Here is a 22248-nt window from a genome sequence, read left to right on the forward strand (position 1 = left end):
TTGAATAAGGGGTCCGGACGGGAGAGATAAGATGAATCAAAAAATATTACCGGCAACTTCGACTATGAAGGACTTTGAAAAGTTTTTACAATCAGGATTTAAAACAGGGGTTATTTTAGATACTCATCTTGGACAAATCAAACATATTACGCAAATGGCCAAGATGGCTAATAAACAACTGTTTTTTCATGTTGATTTGATCAATGGACTTAAAAGTGATGAATATGGTACTCAGTATCTTTGTCAGGAATTTAAACCATATGGTGTCATATCCACAAAATCAGCGGTTATTCAAGAGGCAAAAAAGCATCAGGCAATTGCTGTACAACGAATCTTTATGATTGATAGCCATGCGCTCGAGCGCAGTTATAGGATGGTCAGAAAATCACAGCCGGATTATATTGAAGTTCTTCCGGGTGCACTTCCAAACATGGTTAAAGAAGTGGCGAAAGAAATCAATTTGCCGATTTTTGCAGGGGGATTAATCAGAACCGTTGAAGAAGCGAAAGAAGCACTTGCAGCTGGAGCTGTGTCTATAACTTCGTCCAAAAGAGAACTTTGGCAGTATTTTGCAGGGGAATAAGTCATATTCCCTATTTTTTTCATTTTATTTGACAGCGTTTACAATTAGATTTACACTTTGTTTAAGTTAATAAGTATGTGAAAGACATGGAGACACAGGTGGCCGTATTCCTAATAGCTAGGAATATTTTGGTAGTGCTGTATCTCCATTTTTTTCTTCATTTCATGAAAAGGGAGATGGAAGCAATGACACCATTCTGGGGTGAATTAGTAGGAACAATAATTTTGATTGTTTTTGGAGCAGGGGTGTGTGCCGGAGCCAACTTAACTAAATCTTATGCAAAAGATGCTGGATGGATTGTTATCACCATAGCTTGGGGTCTTGGTGTTACATTAGGCGTGTTTGCGGTCGGCGGTATTAGCGGTGCTCATTTAAATCCTGCTGTTACAATTGGTCTTGCATTTAGTGGAGATTTTGCTTGGGCAGATGTACCTGGTTATATATTAGCGCAAATGATTGGGGCAATTATTGGAGCGACACTTATTTATTTACAATACTTACCGCATTGGAAAGTAACTGAAGATCCAGGGACAAAATTAGGTGTTTTCGCAACTGGTCCCGCTATTCCACATACATTTTCAAATTTACTTAGTGAGGTAATAGGAACATTTATCTTATTGCTTGGCCTGCAATTTATTGGAGCGAATGATTTTACGGAAGGCTTAAATCCATTCGCAGTCGGTCTTTTAATCGTAGGAATCGGTATGGCTCTTGGGGGGACAACTGGGTATGCCATCAATCCGGCACGTGACTTGGGTCCGCGTATTGCACATGCGATTCTTCCGATAGCCGGGAAGGGACCGTCTAATTGGGGGTATGCATGGATTCCAGTTGTAGGGCCTATTCTTGGCGGATCCTTGGGTGCTTTGTTCCATAAAGCGGTCTTCAATAATACGTTGACAGGAGCTTTCTGGGCAGTATTAGCTGGCACTGTGGTTATCCTGGTAATCGCTTATTTTATGACTAACAAAGATTCAGAACTAGCATTACGACAGGCTAATAATCCTGCAAAAGCGAGGTTATAAGTTACTAACTTTATAGAAATCGATTATAATATAAAAATTAGTAGATGGGAGATGAAAAAAATGGAGAAATATATTTTATCAATTGATCAGGGGACAACTAGTTCCAGAGCTATTTTATTCAATAAAAAAGGGGAAATTGTACATAGTGCTCAAAAGGAATTTACGCAGTACTTTCCTAAGCCGGGCTGGGTGGAGCATAATGCCAATGAAATTTGGGGTTCAGTGCTGGCTGTAATTGCAGGCTGTCTATCAGAATCAGGTATAGAGGCCACAGATATAGAAGGAATTGGAATTACCAATCAGCGTGAAACAGCAGTAGTTTGGAACAAAGAGACAGGTCAACCTATTTATAATGCGATTGTATGGCAATCCCGCCAAACAAAAGATATATGTGAGGAATTGAAAAATGCTGGCCATAATGATCTTTTTCATACCAAAACTGGCTTATTAATAGACGCCTATTTTTCGGGGACAAAGGTTAAGTGGATCCTGGATAATGTGGAAGGGGCCCGTGATTTAGCCAATGAAGGAAAATTATTATTCGGAACAATCGATACCTGGCTTATCTGGAAGCTATCCGGCGGTAAAGCACACGTAACGGATTATTCAAATGCGTCAAGAACGATGATGTACAATATTTATGACCTTGAGTGGGATGATGAATTATTGGAGATATTGAATGTTCCGAAATCCATGCTTCCAGAAGTGCGTCCGTCCTCTGAAGTATATGCACAAACGATTGATTATCACTTCTTTGGTAAGAGTATCCCAATTGCAGGTATTGCTGGTGACCAACAGGCAGCATTGTTTGGACAAGCATGCTTTGAAAAAGGAATGGCTAAAAATACGTATGGAACAGGCTGTTTTATGCTGATGAATACGGGTGAAAAACCAGTTAAATCAGAAAAAGGATTATTGACGACTTTAGCCTGGGGATTAAATGGTAAAGTGGAATATGCACTGGAAGGAAGTATCTTTGTAGCTGGTTCCGCTATCCAATGGCTGCGCGACGGATTAAGGATGCTTAAGGATGCTGCTGATAGTGAGACCTATTGCCGGGCAGTGGACTCTACGGATGGAGTCTATGTAGTTCCTGCCTTCGTAGGTCTCGGAACTCCATATTGGGATAGTGATGCAAGAGGAGCAGTCTTCGGTCTGACAAGAGGGACTACAAAGGATCACTTTATCAGAGCAACCGTCGAATCATTGGCCTATCAAACAAAAGCTGTCATTGATGCAATGGAAGAGGAATCTGGAATTGAGTTGAAAACATTGCGTGTCGATGGGGGTGCAGTTAAGAATTCGTTCTTGATGGAATTCCAAAGTGATATTTTAAATGTACCTGTTGAAATACCGAAAATTAACGAAACGACTGCACTTGGAGCTGCTTATTTAGCTGGACTTGCTGTTGGTTTTTGGGAGAACCAGGACGAAATTGCTTCCCAATGGATTATCGACAAATCATTTGAACCTAAAATGGACCAAGAGAAACGTTCTGAACTGGTTGATGGTTGGGAAAGAGCGGTTGCTAGTACAAGAAGCTTTAAATCATAATTTAATATAATAGAATTTTCTTCAAAAAATGATATACTGAAGTTAAGTTAATAATTGGTTATAGAAATCGAGAGGCCACGAGTACATTCCTTTAAAATAGGGTAATGTATTTTGTGGTCTCTTTTATTTACATATAAATAGGTTTATCAACAGAGGAGGAATAAGGGTATGGGTTTAAATAGTTTTAATAGACATGAATATAAAAGTAAATTACAGAATACACATTTTGATGTTCTTGTTATCGGAGGAGGAATTACCGGAGCAGGGATTGCTTTGGATGCCGTTACGAGAGGGATGAAGGTTGGTCTCGTTGAAATGCAGGATTTCGCAGCCGGTACATCAAGCCGTTCGACTAAGCTGGTCCACGGAGGATTGCGCTATCTAAAACAAATGCAAGTAGGAGTAGTGGCAGAGGTTGGGAAAGAAAGAGCTATCGTGTATGAAAACGGCCCTCATGTGACTACACCTGAATGGATGTTACTGCCTTTCCATGAAGGGGGTACATTTGGTAAATTTACTACCTCCATTGGATTGCGTATGTATGACCTTCTTGCTGGAGTAAAAAAAGAAGAACGCCGCACGATGCTAACAGAAGAAGAAACGATTGAAAAAGCCCCACTGGTTAAAAGAGAAGGGTTAAAGGGCGGTGGCTATTATGTTGAATACAGAACAGATGATGCCCGCCTGACAATGGAAGTTATGAAAGAAGCGTTCGATCAAGGAGCCAGCTTGCTGAATTATGCCAAGGTAGAGGATTTAATCTATGAAAATGGAAAGATTGTTGGTGTGAATGTAAAGGATATGATGGACGGGGGTACCTTCCAGATTAAAGCGAGAAAAATTATTAATGCGACTGGTCCATGGGTAGATTTTATACGTGAAAAAGACCATTCGAAAAAAGGGAAAGTACTGCAGCTTACTAAAGGTGCACATGTAGTCATCGACCAGTCTCGTTTCCCACTGAAACAAGCGGTTTATTTTGATACACCAGATGGAAGAATGGTCTTCGCAATTCCACGTGAAGGTAAAGCCTATGTTGGAACAACAGATACATTTTATGATCAAGATCCGATAAATCCGAAAATGACAGATCAAGACAGGGATTATATATTGGATGCCATTAACTATATGTTCCCTTCCGTTAAAGTAACCAAAGAGGATGTTGAATCCAGCTGGGCCGGTGTTCGTCCTTTAATCAGCGAAGAGGGAAAAGATGCTTCGGAAATTTCCAGGAAAGATGAAACTTGGATATCTGATTCTGGCTTAATTACCATTGCAGGCGGCAAATTAACAGGATATCGAAAAATGGCAGAAATGGTATTAGATTTGGTAGCTAAACAATTCAGAGATGAAGGGTATAAACATTTCAGCAGCTGCTATACAGAAAAAATGCCAATATCCGGAGGCCGGGTTGGCGGTTCATCAAAATTTAATTCCTATATAAGCAAAACAAAAGAAAAAGCAGTCGGCACTGGATTATCAGATGAGGAAGCAAGAGAGATTATTTCAAAATATGGATCCAATGCACCACTCCTTTTTGAAATAGCACGCAAAAATAAAGAAAAAGCTAAAGAGATTGGTTTGCCATTATCAGTGTTCACAAAATTGTGCTATGCGATTGAATATGAATTAGCGTATACACCACTTGATTTCTTTAATCGCAGAACGAGTATGATTTTATTCGATATTGCACATGTACATGAATATAAAAACCAAGTGATTTCCTATATGAAACAAGTCCTGCACTGGACGGATCAGCAGACAGAAGCTTATACAGAAGAGCTTGAAACTGAGCTGCATGATGCAGCTCATCCGGAATCTGAGCCAGTTATGAACTAAAGCGAATACAAGCAAGATTCCCACAATCCATGAAATATTGGTTGTGGGGATTTTTTTTGAGATTCAATATCTTGAAAAAAGGGAATAGAGAAGAAGCAGAAAACTAATAGATGGATTAACATGAATCGGGGGCAGATAAGATGAGTAATATAAAGAAAAACTCTCAACAGGAATGGATGATTTATACGGGCTCCTATGCAGATGAAAGCAGTGCCGGAATTCATTTATTCAAATTGAATCTAAAAGAAAATAAGCTGAATCTAATCGAGAAATATACGGGGATAGAAAATCCCTCATATTTGGTTATAAATAAAGCTCAAACACATTTATATGCGGTAAGTGAAGTAGAATACGGAATGGTTGTTTCCTATGCGATCAATCGGCAGACAGATCAGCTAAGGGAGCTGAATCGAAAGTCGACTAATGGTATGGCACCTTGTTTCGTGAGTCTTAATGAAAACAACGATTGTTTATACATCAGCAATTATGGTGGCACAGTAACAAAGATAGCTATCCAGGAGGATGGATCACTTGGAGAACATACTATAACAAATCAACATATCGGATCAGGGGTTTGGGCAGATAGGCAGGATGCTGCACATGCTCATTCTATCGTACCTGTACCGGATTCCGCTGTTGTAGTAGCAGCTGATTTAGGTACCGATAAACTTTATATGTATGATGCAAATGATTTTACCAGTATGGGGGAAATATCTGCTATTCCGGGATCAGGCCCAAGGCATTTCGCATTTCACCCAACAATGCCTATTATGTATGTCATCCAGGAATTAAGTAATACGGTCGCTGTATTTGAACTAAATGAACAGTATATTCCAGAGTCCTTGTTAGCTGTCATTACTACTTTGCCAGATGATTATAAAGAGGAAAATACGGCAGCTGATCTGCATATTACCCCTGATGGTCAATTCCTATATGCCACGAATAGAGGACATGACAGTATTGTCACATATAAAGTATCAGAATCAGGTATTCCGGAGATTATTGCTTTCACACATACTGAGGGAGAAGGCCCTAGGAATTTTACATTAATAGCTGAAGAGAAAGTTATTATTGTAGCAAATGAGCAAACTGATTCATTAGTATTATTTGAAATCAATAAGGATGGGATTCCAACTTATACAGGAAATAGCGTACCTTTACCGAAACCTGTTTGTGTTCAGGCAATCGTAAGAAAAAGTGAATGATGCCCAATAAAAAAAGCTGGTTTGGATTAGTCCATACCAGCTGTTATTTAATTGGATTGTTCTTTTATGGATTGTCTATAGGCTGTAAAGATTCCTAAAACTATGATTGCCATTCCACCGTTTGTCATGGAATATTGTATGTCCCATTGACCCGTATACAGATTTTTAATAGACAATAAACTGATTAGGACAAGCATCAATGTAATTAAAATATTGTATGCCTTCATTCGTGAAACAACACCCCTTGATTTAGAATTAAGCTTTATATAGATTTTATTATACTATGCATTTTCTGGAAGTATAAGTAAAATTTTGTCTTATTTGTGTTTTTTAAGTATATTTATAAATTAGAACATTAATTTATCGTTTTGATCATGGTTTCTATATTTTTCTTTTCTAAAGGTCCAATGATGCGTTCGCGAATAAAACCGTTAGTATCAATGAAATAACTAGTTGGGATGGTCATAATCCCATATATTTTTGCGATATTACCCGATTGGTCAAGTAATATAGGGTATTTAATCTTATACATATCTTGGAAAGATTTTACGACTTCATTGTTTTTCTCTGCATGGGTCATATTAATGCTCAATACAGTGATATTCTCTTTTTTATGTTCCTTATAAAATCCATTTAGATCTGGTATCTCAGATTTGCAGGGAGGACACCAGGATGCCCAAAAATTTAACAGTATCTTTTGACCGCGATAATCAGAGAGACGAACGTTTTGACCGTCCATCGTCTTTAACTCAAAATTCGGTGCAGATTGGCCTTCTTTGATGCCTATTTGAGTCATTACCGTAATGGATTCCTCGGATAAAGGCTCTTTGTGAAACGTAATGTAAATAAAAAAGACAATGAATAAAATGAATGGTAAGAGGAAAACTAGTTGGTTTTTTTTCAATGTAAGCGTCACCTACCCCTTATGGTTTATATGTTCGTTTTAGTTAGTAGAAAGTATTTACTAGTCATGAAAAAAATAATCATTAATATCAAAACGTGTTACATTGTTTATAAAAATATGATTAAAGGTAAGAATCTAGTATTGAGTTTTTAGGGAAATGAGGGAAGATAGATATGTTTTATATAGGTGTGGACATTGGCACTACCAGTACAAAGGCCGTTTTATTTTCGGATAATTCAACTGTGATTAGTACCCATCATAAAGAGTACCCATTAAACAGTCCTACTCCTCTTATCGCTGAGCAGAATCCGGATGAGATTTTTCATGCTGTTCTGGAAGTCATTAAAGGAGTAATGGACGAAAGTAAGATAAGTCCTGACCAGCTATCATTAGTATCTTTTAGTTCGGCTATGCATAGCGTGATTGCCGTTGATCGAAATGGACTCCCATTAACGGAATGTATTACATGGGCTGACAGCCGTTCGAAAAAGTGGTCGGACTATATAAAAAATGAAGAGAATGGACTAGAGATTTATTATAGGACAGGAACACCGATTCATCCGATGTCCCCACTGAGCAAAATTACGTGGCTGACAAACGATTATCCTGAATTAAAGAATCGGACCTATAAATTCATTTCAATTAAGGAATATGTCTTTTATAAGCTATTTAAACAATTTTTAATAGACTATTCGCTTGCCTCTGCAACAGGCATGTTCCATCTTGAGAATTTGGAATGGGATATGGAAGCTCTTTCGATTGCCGGTATTACAACTGACCATTTATCTAAGCCTGTCCCAACTACTTATTATCTATCAGGTATGGATACTGGTTATGCCTCGGAAATGGGTGTATTGCCGGATACCCCTTTTGTGATTGGTGCCAGTGACGGCGTCTTATCCAACTTGGGCGTAAATGCAATGGATCCGGGCATCGTGGCAGTTACCATTGGAACCAGTGGAGCCATTCGTACGGTGACTGATAAACCAATTACGGATGAAAAGGGCAGAACTTTTTGCTATGCTTTGACAGATAAGCATTGGGTGGTTGGCGGACCAGTAAATAATGGAGGCATGACATTCAGATGGTTGAGGGACGAACTCGCTTCCGCTGAAGTGGAAACAGCTAAACGTCTTGGAATAGACCCATATGATGTACTTACTAAGATTGCATCGGAAGTGGCGCCAGGAGCAGACGGGTTATTGTTTCATCCATATTTAGCAGGAGAGAGAGCGCCTTTATGGAATCCTGATGCCAGGGGATCGTTCTTTGGCCTGGGGCTTCATCATAAAAAGGAACATATGATTAGAGCAGTTCTTGAGGGAGTCATTTATAATCTCTACACTGTATTATTGGCTTTAGAGGAATTAATAGGAGTACCGAAAAAAATCAGAGCAACTGGAGGATTTGCCCGTTCAGCTTTGTGGAGACAAATGCTGGCGGATATTTTTAATCAGGAAGTGGATGTACCTGAAAGCATTGAAAGTTCATGCTTAGGGGCTGTTGTACTCGGAAGGTATGCACTCGGTGAAATTGATGATTTATCCATTGTATCTGAATATGTAGGAACTACATATGTTCACAGCCCAATCCAATCAAATGTAGAAAGATATGAGGAGTTAATCCCTATCTACATCAGCATATATCGAAAACTGGAGGAAGAATACAAAAGCATCGCAGAATATCAGAATAAATGGATTGAGCAGAAATAATGCGCTAAAGTATATCCGTGTCGATTTTTGTTGACAACATTCTAATTTTCCCTGTATCCTTTAAACAGGAATAAATTTAATATAAATCCTCATCAGACCAAGATGAGGTAGAGGTCGCGGATTTTATTAGTAAACCAAAAAGAGAGCCGGAAAGCTTGTTGACTATGGTTGAAAGGGAAATTTGCCGAAGCGTTCTTTTTTTTCCGAAAAGAGCAGCTGGGACTGTATCCGAACAGGTGCAGGACTGTCATGGGAATATAGACATACCGCTCTGGGTATGAATACCATGGAGAACTATCCGTTTATTGTCTGGTGTGGCTATACATAAATGTTGCACACCTTCATGATAAGGTGTGTTTTTTATTTTGTTTACTTACACGGAAAGAGACACGGAAATGGATAATTCAAAGAGAGAGTATTATGACAGCTTTGGAAGGGGAATTATCGTGGACAACAAGAAGGAACTAGGTTTATGGGTTTTAACGGCATTTGTAGTTGGCAATATGGTGGGATCCGGTATCTTTATGCTGCCGAGAACATTAGCAGAAGTAGCGAGTCCTGCCGGAGTAATCATGGCATGGGGATTAACAGGTTTAGGTGTACTGACGATTGCCTTAGTATTTGGTAATCTGGCTATACGGAAACCACATTTAACAGGTGGTCCGCAAATCTATGCAAAGGAATTGTTTAAGGAAGATTCATTAGCTTCAAGATTATCAGGCTTTATGTCAACATGGGGTTATTGGATTGGTAATTTTGCTGGTAATATTGCGATTATTACTACGTTTGCTGGCTATTTATCCACCTTTTTCCCAAGCCTGACAAGTACAGCTGAACTGTTTACAATAGGGAGTTTTACTCTGAAAGTTGGTAATGCTCTAACATTCCTGGTATGTACCCTCATGCTTTGGGGCGTTCACTTCTTTATCATGCAGGGCATGGAGAGTGCAGGTAAGCTAAACTTTGTTGCGACTGCTGCCAAAGTGGTGGGCTTTGGATTATTCATTATCATTGGGCTGTTCGCATTTGAGCAGTCTAATATTCTACCTTTTGCAGAAACTCGTGTGATAGATGGGGAAAGTAGAGGGTTGCTTAGTCAGGTAAATTTTGCGGCTGTTTCTACTTTATGGGCATTTGTCGGTGTAGAATCCGCAGTTGTATTCGCATCAAGGGCTAAGAAAAAAGCGGATGTAAAGAGAGCGACTATATTAGGTCTATTGATTGCGTTGGCCATTTACATGGGAATTAGTACGCTTGTTATGGGATTATTAACACAGGATGCGCTTCTTCAGTCTGAAAAACCTTTAATTGATGCTATCGAAACGGTATTGGGGCCGATTGGCGGAAAAGCTTTAGCTGTGATTGGGCTAATCAGTTTATTTGGTTCAACGATCGGTTGGATATTATTAAGTGCTGAAATACCGTATCAGGCAGCCAAACAAGGATTATTTATACCAAAATTCATGCAGATTAATAAGCATAATATCCCTGTTTTTTCTATGGTAGTTTCTAATGGATTAGGTCAATTATTTATCTTTTCAACCATTTCAAATTCAATTGCCCATGCATTTGACTTCATTATTTATATAGCGACGCTTTCTTATTTAGTCCCTTATTTAATCTCTTCCTCATTCCAGTTAAAATTAGTTTGGACAGGTGAGACGTATAAATCAGGAGAAATGCGATCCCGAATTTTTGACGGCACTATAGCTATATTGGCAACAGCTTACTCCATTTGGGTGATTATCAAAGGAACCGCTGATTTAAAAACGTTTATATTCGGAGTTATCCTACTTGCAAGTGGAATCCTTTTCTATCGCTATCTTCCTAAAAATATGGAAGAAGTTAAACAACACGAAAAATATTATTTGAAAAAGGCTTTTTAAATATGATGCATGGTGAGGCAAATCCTTTATCTTTTCATTAAGAATAGGGTTTGCTTTTTTATTAGGGTCATCTAGTGGAATCCTGTAAAGCAGCAATACATGTTGAAAAGAAGGGATGGTAAATAAATCCAATTATCTACTGTAAGTGGGATCATCTAGTTCAATGTGGTATAGAAAAATTGACATACCCCAAAGGGTATATTACGATTAGCATAATAAATGAATGACTGGAGGTCATATAAAATGAAGATTTTGATTGTTGGCGGTGTGGCAGGCGGAGCGTCTGCAGCAGCGAGACTTCGTCGTCTTAGTGAGAAAGATGAAATCATCATGTTTGAAAAAGGTGAATATATATCATTTGCCAATTGTGGTCTTCCATATTATATAGGAGATGTGATTCAAAACCGTAATAAACTACTGGTTCAAACGGTTGAAGGAATGGGACAGCGTTATCATTTAGATATCCGTAATTGGACAGAAATCATTAAGATTAATCGTGAGAATAAGACTGTAATAGCCAGGAAAGTTTTAACAGGAGAAGAATATGAGGAATCCTACGACGTGCTAATTTTGTCTCCGGGTTCCAAACCGATATGGCCAGCTATTCCGGGTATTGAGGAGGCCAAATCTATTTATACGCTTCGAAATGTACCCGATACTGATCGTATTAAAGAAAAAGTGGATCAGGAAAAACCAGAGAAGGCGGTCGTTATTGGCGGTGGGTTTATTGGACTTGAAATGGCCGAAAATTTCAAGGAACGCGGCATAGATGTAACAATCATTGAGATGGGCAATCAGGTAATGACGCCCATTGACCTGGAAATGGCTCAAATCGTCCATACACATCTGAGAGATAATGGTGTCGAGTTAATCCTTGAAGATGGTGTTTCAGCTATTGAGAAGAACGGCAGTGTCATTCGCTTGAAAAGTGGCAAGGAAGTTGAGACTGATATGATTCTTTTGGCGATTGGTGTTCAACCGGAAAGTACCATAGCGAAAGATGCCGGTCTTGAGCTTGGAATACGTGAGGCGATTAAAGTCAATAAGCATCTGCAAACCTCAGATCCTTCGATTTATGCGGTTGGTGATGTAATTGAAGTAAAAGATTACATTAACGGTACGGATACCTATGTACCTCTCGCTTGGCCAGCCAATCGTCAAGGTCGTTTAGTAGCCGATCATATTCATGGAAAAGAGAGTGTTTATAACGGGACTTTAGGTACTTCGATTGCAAAAGTATTTGAGTTAACTGTCGCTTCGACCGGAAGCAATGAAAAGACTTTGAAGCGTTTAAATATCCCTTATGAAGTTGTCCATGTAGCGCCAAGCAGCCATGCAGGTTATTATCCAGGTGCTTCCCAATTACATTTAAAACTGATCTTTGATAAAGAAACAGGGAAGATTTACGGAGCACAGGCTGTTGGAAAAGACGGTGTAGATAAACGAATTGATGTCATTGCCACAGCTATAAAAGGTGGGTTAACAGCATTGGATCTTCCGGATATCGAGATAGCGTATGCTCCTCCGTATTCCTCCGCAAAAGATCCGGTTAATATGGCTGGTTATGCAGCAACAAACATTATAGAAGGAATGGTCAGCACCGTACAATGGCATGAAATTGATGAGATTGTAGAAAACGGAGGCTATTTAATTGATGTTCGTTCCCCACAGGAGGTTGCAAAAGGAGCGATTGCCGGATCGATTAATATTCCTGTAGATGAGCTGAGAGATCGTTTATCAGAGATTCCTGCTGATAAAGATTTGTATCTTACATGCCAAGTTGGCATGAGAGGCTATTTAGCTACCAGAATACTTGAAGGGAATGGCATAAAAGTTAAAAATCTTGATGGCGGGTACAATTTATACTCTAAAGCTTTTCCTGAGAAATAATAAAAAATAAGAGGTGAAGGCTCTCTTCTTGCTAGTGATTTCGCGGCATGAAGGGAGCTTTTTTATTTTGGAAGAGACTCATTAGGTTAAAAAGGGAGGGAGAGAGAGCCAACTTCAGAGATCGGCTGGATTAAGACCCGGATTGGCTGGATTAAGAGAGAGTACGGCTGGATTCAAGCTAAATGACCACTCTAATCTGTATCAATAAGGGAGAACTCAGCTGGTTCAAGGATGAAATCTGCTGTATGGATCTTGAAAATCGGTAAAATCCCCTTATAATTAAATATTTATATGGATATGGAAGCATAAAAAATAACCCAGCTGGACAACTTCAGCTGGGTGCTTTTCTTTCCTCATTAACCTGCTAATTCGACTTCCTTTGGTTCTTTTATTTTTGGCATGGCAAGGAAGACAATTAAGAGCAATGAAAATCCGGTAATGAGCGGTATAAAATAGGATGGAATGTAATCAAGTAAGATGCCGAATAATATCATCCCAAGCGGGGAGATGGCGGATGCAATGGTTTCGACTAATCCAAATATACGACCAAGATAGTGGCTTGGGGTTGTGCGCTGGATTAATACTTGAATCGGAATATTAACAACCATAATGATGGAACCAATTAGTCCAAGGACGAGAATATAGTAGCTGACATTCACCATTTCGGAAGTTATTTCGAGCATAGGCGGTATGCCTATCATAATAACCAATAAAGCCATTCCGATTAAACCTAGGCGGATTTTCTTTAATTTATCCTTTATTTCCGGACGTCGTGAGATGATTAGAGAGGTTATGAGTGCTCCGACGGATACCATTGAAGCTGCAATTCCATATGATTGTGAGGAAAAATTCAGGGAAGTGTTAAGTATGTAAGGAATAGCAACATTTATACCTGCAAAGAAGAAGTTAATCCAAAGAGAGACTTTCAGCAGAGAGAATAAAAAAACATTTTCCTTTAAATAGGAGAATCCTTCTGTCATGCTTTTCAGAAATCGCTGTTTTTCTTGTTCTATCGTTTTCTCCGCATACAGGTTGAAAATAATAAATAACTCGATGACACCAGCGATGGTAAAGGTAATTCCATTTAGCAGAATAATTCCTTCAATAGACATGAATCCATATAGAATACCAGCAATGATTGGACCGAGAATTCCGGCAAGGGATGAAGCCGATTGATTTAAAGAACCTGCTTTTTGTATGGAATGATCCCCTGCCATTGAGGGAATGGTTGAAGATGCAGTCACAGAGAAGAAGGTAGAAAAGATGGCTAATAAAACTTCAGAGCTATACAGTAATGCAAGCGGAAGCCCAAAAAAATGAGAATAGCCAAGCATGAAAAACATGAGTAATCCACTTAAAATTTCAGATAAAATAATAATAGTTTTTCGATTAAAGCGATCTGCAAGTGTTCCGGCAATCGGACCGAAAATAATTCGGGGTACAGACGCAAATACAAGAGCAAGGGCGAAGCTCGTACCTGAACCGGTAACTTTTAAAATATATAATCCAATGGCAAATGAATAGATACTTGAACCAAACAACGAGATAAATTTTCCTAAGACAAACAATAAGATATTTCTTGCGCTTAATCGATCTTGCTCTGCTTCCGTATAACCTACACTCATAGACTATTCTCCTTTGGTTTAAAAGTTTAATATTATTAAACTTATTATATAAATACATATTTTGGTAAGTCAATAGAAAGTTTAAAATAATTAAACTTTTATTTGTGAATATGAATATAGTACCGTATACTTTCCATAAGGAGGGAGAATTCATGCTGGGAAATAAAATAAGAACATTAAGGAAAGCGATGGGGCTTACTCAATCTGAATTGGCTGGAGATCGATTGACAAAAGGAATGTTAAGTCAAATTGAAAACGACAAAGCCACTCCTTCAATGAGCGTACTTACCTATATTGCTCAAAAACTTGGTTGTGAACCAGGAGACCTTCTAAATGAAAAAGAGGATTATTTACCCTTACTGAATGAAATTAAGGATAATCTAAATAAAAAAAACTACTCAGCTATATACAATAAATTATCAAAAGTCGTTTCCGATAATATGCCCCGGGGTGTTATGGAAGCGAAATTATACAGCTTGTATGCAGAGGCAGGTCTCCAAATGGATAAACCCAATATGCAAAAATATATGGAAATGGCTGTTGTCTATTTTCAGAAGAACTCCTTATTCTTAGACAGTGCTGAAACCTTATGGTTCTATCATCAATATTGTATGTGGCATGGGAAATGGAATGAATCATTATCCATTTTGAATGAAATCAGAAAGCAATACACTGGTAATGGCTTGGAAGAAAATATTGTTTTCCAGTTAAAGCTTTTATTGGATGAGGGGATCGACCTAATGGCATTGGAGGAATATGAAAAAGCCTATTTGAAGATGCAGGAAGCTATAAAATTATCAAATGATACGAATGTATATTATCGGATGGATGATATATACAGGATTGCTGCCAATTATCCGCTTATGATGAAGGATGAAAGGGAGTTTCTTAGACTAATAAAAAAGTCTGAGCAATATGCGGTATTTTCTGAGAATAGGATAGCTCTGATGATGTTTCCAGTTTTATATGCGGTTTATCATAATGAAATAACAAAGGACTATGCAGCAGCGTTAAACTATATAGAAGAATACGCAGGTATGCCAGAAAAGGTAGAAGAACTCTATTATTTGGAGAAAGGAAAGGCTTTATTTGGTTTGGGTAAAATAGATCAAGCTATGGAAAGTCTGAGTAAATGCAAGCTATCAAATGCTTTGGTCCATCCAATTGATGTAGCAATGGTGCAATCCGCCGGGGTATATATCGCTTTATGCTTGAATCAACAGGGTTATAAGGATGAAGCCTTGAATCAAATTAATAGAACAGGTGATTTATTAAGGAGAATGCCGAAATCTGTCTATTATAAATTGGCCGTTGAGGTTAGGAGTAAATTGTTACAAGAAAAAGGGAACTGAATAATGAATTCCATCATTTGATGAACCTTTCTAAAAATCAGTTCCTTTTGTTTTGATTTCTATTTAGTTGTTCTTAGAGGAATAATTCATCTGTCAGAAAATAGCATTCTAAAGATTCTCAGATAGAAATAACTTTCCATAATCCCCCTAAGAGCAATCCAAGTTTTGTTCTGCTGTTGTTGAATGAGCCCCTATCTACTGATTTAAACATATCCATTCTTTATTGCGAAAGCGATTGCTTTTGTATTTCTCCCTCTTCCATCATCCTTCTAAGTTTCTTCTCTCCATCTATGATCTATCAAATTTCCACTCATAAAAAATCCTATAAAACAGACTTTTAAGTTATTTGAAAAAATAGTTGTACCTTTTTGCTGGAATTCAGAATTGTTATTCAAGTAAAATAATTATATAAATAAAATCCATGTTATTATTCATCAACTATACTAGGTTGAATACATGATGATTGATAAAAGGGTGGTCTTATGAGGAAGGGTTTACGCATTGTTTTATTACTTATCGTGTTATGGATTATTCATAATCCGAGTATTTTGGCAGACTCTACTCTTCAACAGCAGATCGACCAAACACCCGCTGGGGGAACCTTAATTGTTAAAAGTGGTTCTTATGAAGAGCCAATTACAATTAACAAGCCGATCACGATTAAAGGAACAGAGAATACCATTTTGACATATACGGGTGAGCAATCCTTTATAACAATTGCAGGTGAAAAGGTCCAGATAAAAAATATTGAAATTAAAGCAAACAGCTTACCGCTAGATGAAGCTGCCATTGTACTATCTGGAAACCACCATGAACTAAACGGTTTAACGATAAGGTCTGTTGGAACTGGTATTAAGCTGGATGAAGCAAATCAAGTATTGGTTAAAGAAAGTTCATTTACTGGGACATCTGAAGGTCATGCTGTAAATTTATGGGAGTCGAGTCATAACACGTTCAGTAATAATTCAATTGAAAATGTTCAGGATGGGTTTTACGTGGAATACAGTCATCATAATACATTTGAACAAAATGATATACGCGCTGCCCATTATGGCGTGCATTTGATGTATTCAAATTCCTGTTTGCTTGAAGGAAATGAGTCCGTCAATAATTATACCGGAGCAATGATCATGGGGGCAGAAGAGGCGATTGTCCGTAAGAATACATTCGCTGAAAATAATGAAAATGTGAACTCTCAAGGATTATTACTTTATGATTCAGGAAATGTAGTGGTTGAAGAAAATGAGATTCAAAATAATCGAATCGGTATATTTATAGAAAACTCAAGTTCCAATTCCGTAAAAGAAAACAATTTGCAATCCAATTTTGTAGGCGTGCAGTTTAAAGATTCAGAGGATAATCTAATCTATCACAATGATTTTCTCGGAAATGTGAATGATGCTCAAGCCATCAATAGTGAAAGGAATCAAGTGGATGCAAACTACTGGGATGCATCTTCAAGGATAGATTCTGATGGTGATGGAAGAAGTGAACTAATCTACACGGCAGATCCCTATTTTTTGGCTTTAACAGAGGAAGTTCCCGATTATCAACTTTTTTTTCAGGCTCCGGGAATGACGATTCTGCAAAAAATGCTGAAAAGCACAGATGATGGGTTATTAACGGATTCGGCACCTTTAATGGAGCCCATCCAATCAAATAAACAAAAGAATCAAGCTGATCTAATCGTGTGGCTTGTCAGCGGATTGTTATTCATTTGCAGTTTATATTTGTTTATCAAAGGGAGGAAAAAAGGATGAAAAGACCATTATGGAAAACAGCGTTAGTTGGTATAGGGGCGCTCATGCTTTTGTCTGCATGCAGTAAAGATGAAGCTAAACCTGTAGAAATTGATCCAAAGAACGATACTTGTGCGAATTGCAATATGTCTGTTGCGGATAATCAACATGCAACAGAAATTATCCTGACTAATGGAAAAACGATGGTGTTTGACGACATTGGCTGTATGTTTAATTGGACAGATGAAAATGAAGATAAGGAAATCGAAAAGACCTTTGTACGTGACTATCATTCCAAAGAATGGATAGATGTGAAAGATTCTTATTTCGTATATGGCGATGATATCAAAACACCAATGTCTTATCATGTTATTTCTTTTGAAGATCAATCTAGTGCTGAAGAGTTTGCAAAAGAATCAGGAGCAGATTTATTATCCTATGATGATTTGCAAAAACATGAATGGAAACAGCATAAAGAGATGAATCATGAAAAAACAGAGAGTCATGGATAAAGTGAAATGTAAAGTAAAACGGGCAACCAACATGGTTGCCTTTTATGTAGATATCAATATAGGAGGGAAGGAAAATGTGGAACATATGGAGCTCTGAATGGAGAATGACCGCGCGCGGCCGTTCCTATTATTCGATTGCTATTCTCTGGATTGTTGTCATTTCTTTATTGCTTGCTTTAGAACGCACAAATGGAGCGATCTCAGGGTATACAAATATTACCGGTACAGTAGTTAATATTATGTTATATATATTGCCACTGTTTATGTTGATTTTTGGTTCATTTTCAATAGCCAACGAAATGGAAAATGGTCAGTGGAGATTATTATGTACATATCCATTAGACAGCGTATCTTATTTTTTCGGGAAACTTGGAGGCCAATTTACTGCACAGGCAGTTTGCTTTTCACTTGCGTACTGGCTTAGTATGATCATTGGTTTACTGACGGGGATTGATATTTCATTAACATGGATGCTTGTTTTATATTTATTTAGCATGCTGTTAATCTTATTTTTTTTGACACTTGGTCTATTCATAGGATCTCTTGTAAGCACGAGATGGCAGGCACTTACTTTATCTGTTGCACTGTGGTTTTTTCTGATCATGATCTGGCCGACTACCTTAATGGCTATTTTAGGAGCTTTACCTTATGAGATGATTGGTCCCATCATGAAAATAGCGATGATCGTTAATCCGGCAGAGTTTCTGCGCTTTTTCCTGGTAATCAGGCTGGACGGAGGATCAATCTTTGGTCAATCCTATGATGGACTGGTTCCGTTATTTAATGAAGGGATTGTATGGGGAGTGCTCTTTCTATATGCCTTTGTGTATATCGCTGCGCTCGGTTTTATTTCTATTTGGTTCTTGAAAAGGAGAAGAGCACAATGACAAAGTTGGATGTGACTGATATTTCAAAACATTATAAAACGAAAACAGCGCTGCACCCATTTTCTTTATCTGTACAGGAAGGGCAATGCATTGCCTTATGCGGCGGGAATGGAGCAGGTAAAAGTACGATTCTGAATATTTTGGCGAGTATTTCTTCGCCATCATCTGGTTCAGTTATTCTAGATGAGGTTCATATGGTAGAGCAAAATAAGGAGTATGTATCACGGATTGGTTATATGCCAGATGAATTTTATGCGCAGGGAGAAATGAATGTTGAAGAGTTTCTGTCTTTTTATGCTAAAATTCGAGAGGTATCTGATGCCAGAGTTAGAGATGTAATTGAGAATTTGGGATTAAGTGACAAACGGAAAGAACTTGTAAAAAATTTATCAAAAGGAATGCGGCAAAGACTGTTATTAGGACAATCTATTTTAAATGAACCCCAACTGTTAATTATGGACGAACCGACCAATGGGCTCGATCCATATTGGATTAATGAATTTATTGCTAGCATTAAAAAGCTAAAAGCATCAGGTACCATTACGATATTTTCTACCCATATGATGGACGTTGCTGCAGAGATTGCTGACCAGGTTTTATTTATAGAAAAAGGACAGCTTGCTAAAACACTAGAAAATGATTTTTCAAATATAGATGAATTTACAAAGAAATTATTGACGTTATACAGACAAAGGGTTTGAAATTAGGAAAAGGAAAAAAAACGAACAGTACTCTTGGTGAATATAATTGGATATTTTTCTTATATTTTACCAGTGGTCTTCCTATTAAATAAGAGTGCAAAAATAATGATCTGAACTGCTCACAAATAAGACAAAATTAAAAGGCATCAGACCGTTTTAATACAGGTCTGATGCCTTTTGAAAAGAGAATTTATTTCTGGTTAAATTTTCTTCGTTTCAACTACTTCAGTTTCTGGAACTTCAAGCATATTTAAGACAAAGATGAAAATAGGAATCCCAAGAATTAGTCCCCAAATCCCTAAGAAATGTTCTCCAAATACCAGGACCAAGAATGTGAAGAAGGTAGGTAAATGAGTTTTGGCAGACATAAATTTCGGGTTTAAAACATAGCTTTCCAAACCATGGATAATCGCTATCAAGATAACTACATATAAAACATGCATGCCTCCGCCTATATTATAGGCAATTGTACATAAGGGAATCAAAGAAATAATGACCCCGGCTACAGGTATAAGACCCAATAAAAATATCATAATGGCAAGTCCCAATAGCTGTGGGAAACCTAAGAAATAGAGAATTATAGTCGATAAACCGGCATTTACAAATGCAATTAAAAATTGAACTTCGATGACTTTACCAAATGAGTTCACAAAGACAGTACCCAGATATTCTAATTCAGTGAAAAGCAAGCCCAGTTTGCTTCTTTTAAATGAACGGCTAAATCGTTTAATTTTATCTTTTTCTAAGAGAAAAAACAGGCTCAACAGCAGGGCCAAAAATAGCTGCAGACTTATTTTACCGATATTTGCTATGTAACTGTATACAGCAACCGCATTTGCTTCGATCTCAGAAGGTGATATAAATTGTTGCATGGCGCTGATCACGATATCAATTGCTGTATTATCCGGCGGATGCTTATAAAAATCAGTTATCACTTTTACAAGTTCGGTTATTTGCAGGGTAATGATAGGTATATATTTATAAACGATCATAACCAAAGCGGAAATTATGATTGTATATAGCAGGGTAATGATAATTTGAGGTTTGATTTGAATTGGACTGAATTTGGAAATGATAGAGGAAATGATTCTTTCAAGTCCGCCCATTAAAAAAATAAAAATAAAGGTGAACAAAACTAAGTTCATCATTCCTCTTAGAGCATAAAAGATACCTATTAAAAATAAGATAGTAAGAAAACGAATGAATCCTCTGCTTTTGATAAACTGGTTGAGTGAAAACATAAACCTGTTGTTTCTCCTTTCGGCATCACGCTTGATATCTCAATTATATCTGTTAGATATAATGTTTATAAGAGGTTTTGGTAAAAAACTTAAAATAAATTAGACAAAATAGGAAATTTACCTAGGAATATACACATTAACTGACGAGTGTACGTTTCATTCTTATGCGAAATGGATAAATAAGTAGAAATGAATCATGGGAGATGTGAAACGTATGACTTTGTCAGAAAAATCAAAGAAAAAAGTCGCAATCGTTACTGGTGGAGGTTCTGGAATAGGAGCAGCCGCAGCTAAGAAATTTGCTAAAAATGATATTCGTGTATGTATTATGGATATAAATGTTGAAAATGCAGAAAAAGTTAAAGAAGAGATTGTGAATGTCGGAGGAGAAGCCTGTGTTTATCAGGTTGATATCCGTGATGAAGCCCAGATTCGTGAAGGTATTTCTGCGGTTATGAATAAGTGGGAAAGGCTTGATATTCTGTTCAGTAACGCTGGTATAAACGGCACATGGTCTTCTATTGAAGAATTTGAGGTTGCGGAGTGGGATGAAGTAATTGAAACAAATCTCAGAAGCACATTCCTATTTGTGAAATACTGCATTCCACATATGAAAACAGATGGAGGAAGTATTATTATTACAAGCTCCATTAATGGTAACAGAAGGTACTCCGGGTTTGGAATGGCAGCCTATAGTACATCAAAAGCAGGCCAAATTGGATTTATGAAAATGGCAGCACTTGAGTTGGCCAGATATAAAATCCGTGTTAACGCAATCTGTCCGGGTGCTATAGAAACGAATATCGATAACAGCACGACTAAATCTGAAAGTTTAAAGGAAATCGAAATACCAATCGAGTATCCAGAAGGAATGCAGCCATTGGCAGATGGACCAGGATCTGCGGAACAGGTAGCTAATTTGGTATATTTCCTCGCATCTGATGAATCAAGCCACATATCCGGTACTGAAATATATGTAGATGGTACAGAATCGTTATTGTAAATAATTCTGTATTCAGAAGCATCCTCTATATTATGCAGGTAAGTAACACGAGATAGGGGTCTGCTAAATAGTAGATCGATTTTTGGTTACATACGAAACTTATTGGAACGGTGAAGATAGTTTGAAAGAGTTAGTATGGAATTAATTTATAATAATGAAGGCAGCCAAAACTTTGGCTGCCTTTTAATTAAGCAAAAATACTTCTCTTTTAAAGATGAATAAAGAGGGATTTAAACTCCGTAATGAATCATATATTTCTTTTCTTCCGCTGCTTTCATAATTTTTGAAGCCAGTCTACTTAGTTCTTTGGAACACTTGAAATCACGAGATGATACAACAACATCATAAAATAAGGCTAAAGATTCAGGTGGAATAATTGTTATTCCATAATAAGCTAATCCCCATTCAGCGCGATTGAATGAATGATAGTATGTTTTCATAGTTGATAGATCTCTACTTAACGAATTGATTATATCGTCATCTACAGAAATGCAATTGTAGGTGTGGGGGGTGTAATCATTGTATTTCTTTTGGTCATCAAAATAATCAAGAATTCCAAATTGGTGTACGCAAGCCATAATTGTGTTCCT

At 37.6% G+C, this 22248-nt stretch carries 19 protein-coding genes and 1 riboswitch; of the genes, 14 read left to right on the top strand and 5 right to left on the bottom strand.

Going from position 1 to position 22248, the window contains the following annotated elements; translation table 11 throughout:
- Nucleotides 1–31: 31 nt before the first annotated feature.
- The 5 genes from AC4G3L_RS09300 to AC4G3L_RS09320 all read left to right on the top strand — a co-directional run bounded on the left by AC4G3L_RS09300 (nt 32) and on the right by AC4G3L_RS09320 (nt 6206).
- Nucleotides 32–583, top strand: a complete 552-nt coding sequence (locus tag AC4G3L_RS09300; RefSeq protein WP_491076674.1) for a glycerol-3-phosphate responsive antiterminator — start codon at nt 32–34, stop codon at nt 581–583.
- Between the two features lie 185 nt (nt 584–768).
- Entirely contained in the window at nt 769–1608 is an 840-nt protein-coding gene (locus tag AC4G3L_RS09305) for an MIP/aquaporin family protein (RefSeq protein ID WP_491076675.1), read from the top strand.
- Between the two features lie 60 nt (nt 1609–1668).
- A complete protein-coding gene (gene glpK, locus AC4G3L_RS09310; protein ID WP_491076676.1) occupies nt 1669–3162 on the top strand; it encodes a glycerol kinase GlpK in 1494 nt (497 codons plus the stop codon).
- A gap of 168 nt (nt 3163–3330) precedes the next feature.
- The gene (locus AC4G3L_RS09315) at nt 3331–5001 is read left to right on the top strand and encodes a glycerol-3-phosphate dehydrogenase/oxidase (protein ID WP_491076677.1); all 1671 of its coding nucleotides are present in this window, start codon (nt 3331–3333) and stop codon (nt 4999–5001) included.
- Between the two features lie 140 nt (nt 5002–5141).
- Nucleotides 5142–6206, top strand: coding sequence for a lactonase family protein (locus AC4G3L_RS09320; protein ID WP_491076678.1), 1065 nt, complete (start codon nt 5142–5144; stop codon nt 6204–6206).
- Between the two features lie 47 nt (nt 6207–6253).
- Here the strand turns inward: AC4G3L_RS09320 and AC4G3L_RS09325 are convergent, their stop codons facing one another.
- Both AC4G3L_RS09325 and AC4G3L_RS09330 read right to left on the bottom strand, forming a co-directional pair.
- Complete coding sequence (locus AC4G3L_RS09325; protein WP_491076679.1) at nt 6254–6433, bottom strand: hypothetical protein; 180 nt, start codon at nt 6431–6433, stop codon at nt 6254–6256.
- A 128-nt stretch (nt 6434–6561) separates the two neighbouring features.
- Nucleotides 6562–7110, bottom strand: coding sequence for a TlpA family protein disulfide reductase (locus AC4G3L_RS09330; RefSeq protein ID WP_491076680.1), 549 nt, complete (start codon nt 7108–7110; stop codon nt 6562–6564).
- 173 nt (nt 7111–7283) lie between these two features.
- On the opposite strand from AC4G3L_RS09330, the gene gntK reads away from it, so the two are divergent.
- The 3 genes from gntK to cdr all read left to right on the top strand — a co-directional run bounded on the left by gntK (nt 7284) and on the right by cdr (nt 12598).
- On the top strand, nt 7284–8822 hold the full coding sequence (gntK, locus tag AC4G3L_RS09335) for a gluconokinase (RefSeq protein ID WP_491076681.1): 1539 nt from the start codon (nt 7284–7286) through the stop codon (nt 8820–8822).
- Between the two features lie 100 nt (nt 8823–8922).
- A riboswitch (Lysine riboswitch) is annotated at nt 8923–9127 on the top strand.
- Nucleotides 9128–9217: 90 nt separating this feature from the next.
- Complete coding sequence (locus tag AC4G3L_RS09340) at nt 9218–10708, top strand: amino acid permease (protein WP_491076682.1); 1491 nt, start codon at nt 9218–9220, stop codon at nt 10706–10708.
- A 243-nt stretch (nt 10709–10951) separates the two neighbouring features.
- Nucleotides 10952–12598, top strand: coding sequence for a CoA-disulfide reductase (gene cdr / locus AC4G3L_RS09345; protein WP_491076683.1), 1647 nt, complete (start codon nt 10952–10954; stop codon nt 12596–12598).
- A gap of 356 nt (nt 12599–12954) precedes the next feature.
- On the opposite strand, the gene AC4G3L_RS09350 is transcribed toward cdr, so the two are convergent.
- Nucleotides 12955–14223, bottom strand: a complete 1269-nt coding sequence (locus AC4G3L_RS09350) for an MFS transporter (RefSeq protein WP_491076684.1) — start codon at nt 14221–14223, stop codon at nt 12955–12957.
- A 152-nt stretch (nt 14224–14375) separates the two neighbouring features.
- On the opposite strand from AC4G3L_RS09350, the gene AC4G3L_RS09355 reads away from it, so the two are divergent.
- The 5 genes from AC4G3L_RS09355 (at nt 14376) to AC4G3L_RS09375 (ending at nt 19414) form a co-directional block, all read left to right on the top strand.
- Entirely contained in the window at nt 14376–15575 is a 1200-nt protein-coding gene (locus AC4G3L_RS09355; RefSeq protein WP_491076685.1) for a helix-turn-helix domain-containing protein, read from the top strand.
- Nucleotides 15576–16057: 482 nt separating this feature from the next.
- Nucleotides 16058–17335 (top strand): right-handed parallel beta-helix repeat-containing protein, encoded by a 1278-nt coding sequence (locus tag AC4G3L_RS09360; RefSeq protein WP_491076686.1) that lies wholly within the window; start codon nt 16058–16060, stop codon nt 17333–17335.
- On the top strand, nt 17332–17826 hold the full coding sequence (locus AC4G3L_RS09365; protein WP_491076687.1) for a nitrous oxide reductase accessory protein NosL: 495 nt from the start codon (nt 17332–17334) through the stop codon (nt 17824–17826). Before AC4G3L_RS09360 ends, AC4G3L_RS09365 begins: the two co-directional genes overlap by 4 nt.
- 74 nt (nt 17827–17900) lie before the next feature.
- Nucleotides 17901–18713 (top strand): ABC transporter permease, encoded by an 813-nt coding sequence (locus AC4G3L_RS09370; RefSeq protein WP_491076688.1) that lies wholly within the window; start codon nt 17901–17903, stop codon nt 18711–18713.
- Complete coding sequence (locus tag AC4G3L_RS09375) at nt 18710–19414, top strand: ABC transporter ATP-binding protein (protein WP_491076689.1); 705 nt, start codon at nt 18710–18712, stop codon at nt 19412–19414. The genes AC4G3L_RS09370 and AC4G3L_RS09375 overlap by 4 nt, the downstream gene beginning before the upstream one ends.
- 200 nt (nt 19415–19614) lie before the next feature.
- Here AC4G3L_RS09375 and AC4G3L_RS09380 read toward each other — a convergent pair whose 3' ends face one another.
- Entirely contained in the window at nt 19615–20655 is a 1041-nt protein-coding gene (locus AC4G3L_RS09380; protein ID WP_491076690.1) for an AI-2E family transporter, read from the bottom strand.
- Between the two features lie 214 nt (nt 20656–20869).
- Here AC4G3L_RS09380 and AC4G3L_RS09385 point away from each other — a divergent pair, with 214 nt between their 5' ends.
- Nucleotides 20870–21658, top strand: a complete 789-nt coding sequence (locus AC4G3L_RS09385) for an SDR family oxidoreductase (protein ID WP_491076691.1) — start codon at nt 20870–20872, stop codon at nt 21656–21658.
- 230 nt (nt 21659–21888) lie between these two features.
- Here the strand turns inward: AC4G3L_RS09385 and AC4G3L_RS09390 are convergent, their stop codons facing one another.
- Nucleotides 21889–22236 (bottom strand): short-chain dehydrogenase, encoded by a 348-nt coding sequence (locus AC4G3L_RS09390; protein WP_491076692.1) that lies wholly within the window; start codon nt 22234–22236, stop codon nt 21889–21891.
- Nucleotides 22237–22248: the final 12 nt, after the last annotated feature.

Source organism: Bacillus sp. z33, assembly GCF_058313615.1.

Bases quoted from the DNA above. Each gene is read 5' to 3' on its own strand.
- AC4G3L_RS09300 (WP_491076674.1), top strand. From the start codon at position 32: ATGAATCAAAAAATATTACCGGCAACTTCGACTATGAAGGACTTTGAA.
- AC4G3L_RS09305 (WP_491076675.1), top strand. From the start codon at position 769: ATGACACCATTCTGGGGTGAATTAGTAGGAACAATAATTTTGATTGTT.
- glpK (WP_491076676.1), top strand. From the start codon at position 1,669: ATGGAGAAATATATTTTATCAATTGATCAGGGGACAACTAGTTCCAGA.
- AC4G3L_RS09315 (WP_491076677.1), top strand. From the start codon at position 3,331: ATGGGTTTAAATAGTTTTAATAGACATGAATATAAAAGTAAATTACAG.
- AC4G3L_RS09320 (WP_491076678.1), top strand. From the start codon at position 5,142: ATGAGTAATATAAAGAAAAACTCTCAACAGGAATGGATGATTTATACG.
- AC4G3L_RS09325 (WP_491076679.1), bottom strand. From the start codon at position 6,433: ATGAAGGCATACAATATTTTAATTACATTGATGCTTGTCCTAATCAGT.
- gntK (WP_491076681.1), top strand. From the start codon at position 7,284: ATGTTTTATATAGGTGTGGACATTGGCACTACCAGTACAAAGGCCGTT.
- AC4G3L_RS09340 (WP_491076682.1), top strand. From the start codon at position 9,218: ATGGATAATTCAAAGAGAGAGTATTATGACAGCTTTGGAAGGGGAATT.
- cdr (WP_491076683.1), top strand. From the start codon at position 10,952: ATGAAGATTTTGATTGTTGGCGGTGTGGCAGGCGGAGCGTCTGCAGCA.
- AC4G3L_RS09350 (WP_491076684.1), bottom strand. From the start codon at position 14,223: ATGAGTGTAGGTTATACGGAAGCAGAGCAAGATCGATTAAGCGCAAGA.
- AC4G3L_RS09355 (WP_491076685.1), top strand. From the start codon at position 14,376: ATGCTGGGAAATAAAATAAGAACATTAAGGAAAGCGATGGGGCTTACT.
- AC4G3L_RS09360 (WP_491076686.1), top strand. From the start codon at position 16,058: ATGAGGAAGGGTTTACGCATTGTTTTATTACTTATCGTGTTATGGATT.
- AC4G3L_RS09365 (WP_491076687.1), top strand. From the start codon at position 17,332: ATGAAAAGACCATTATGGAAAACAGCGTTAGTTGGTATAGGGGCGCTC.
- AC4G3L_RS09370 (WP_491076688.1), top strand. From the start codon at position 17,901: ATGTGGAACATATGGAGCTCTGAATGGAGAATGACCGCGCGCGGCCGT.
- AC4G3L_RS09375 (WP_491076689.1), top strand. From the start codon at position 18,710: ATGACAAAGTTGGATGTGACTGATATTTCAAAACATTATAAAACGAAA.
- AC4G3L_RS09380 (WP_491076690.1), bottom strand. From the start codon at position 20,655: ATGTTTTCACTCAACCAGTTTATCAAAAGCAGAGGATTCATTCGTTTT.
- AC4G3L_RS09385 (WP_491076691.1), top strand. From the start codon at position 20,870: ATGACTTTGTCAGAAAAATCAAAGAAAAAAGTCGCAATCGTTACTGGT.
- AC4G3L_RS09390 (WP_491076692.1), bottom strand. From the start codon at position 22,236: ATGGCTTGCGTACACCAATTTGGAATTCTTGATTATTTTGATGACCAA.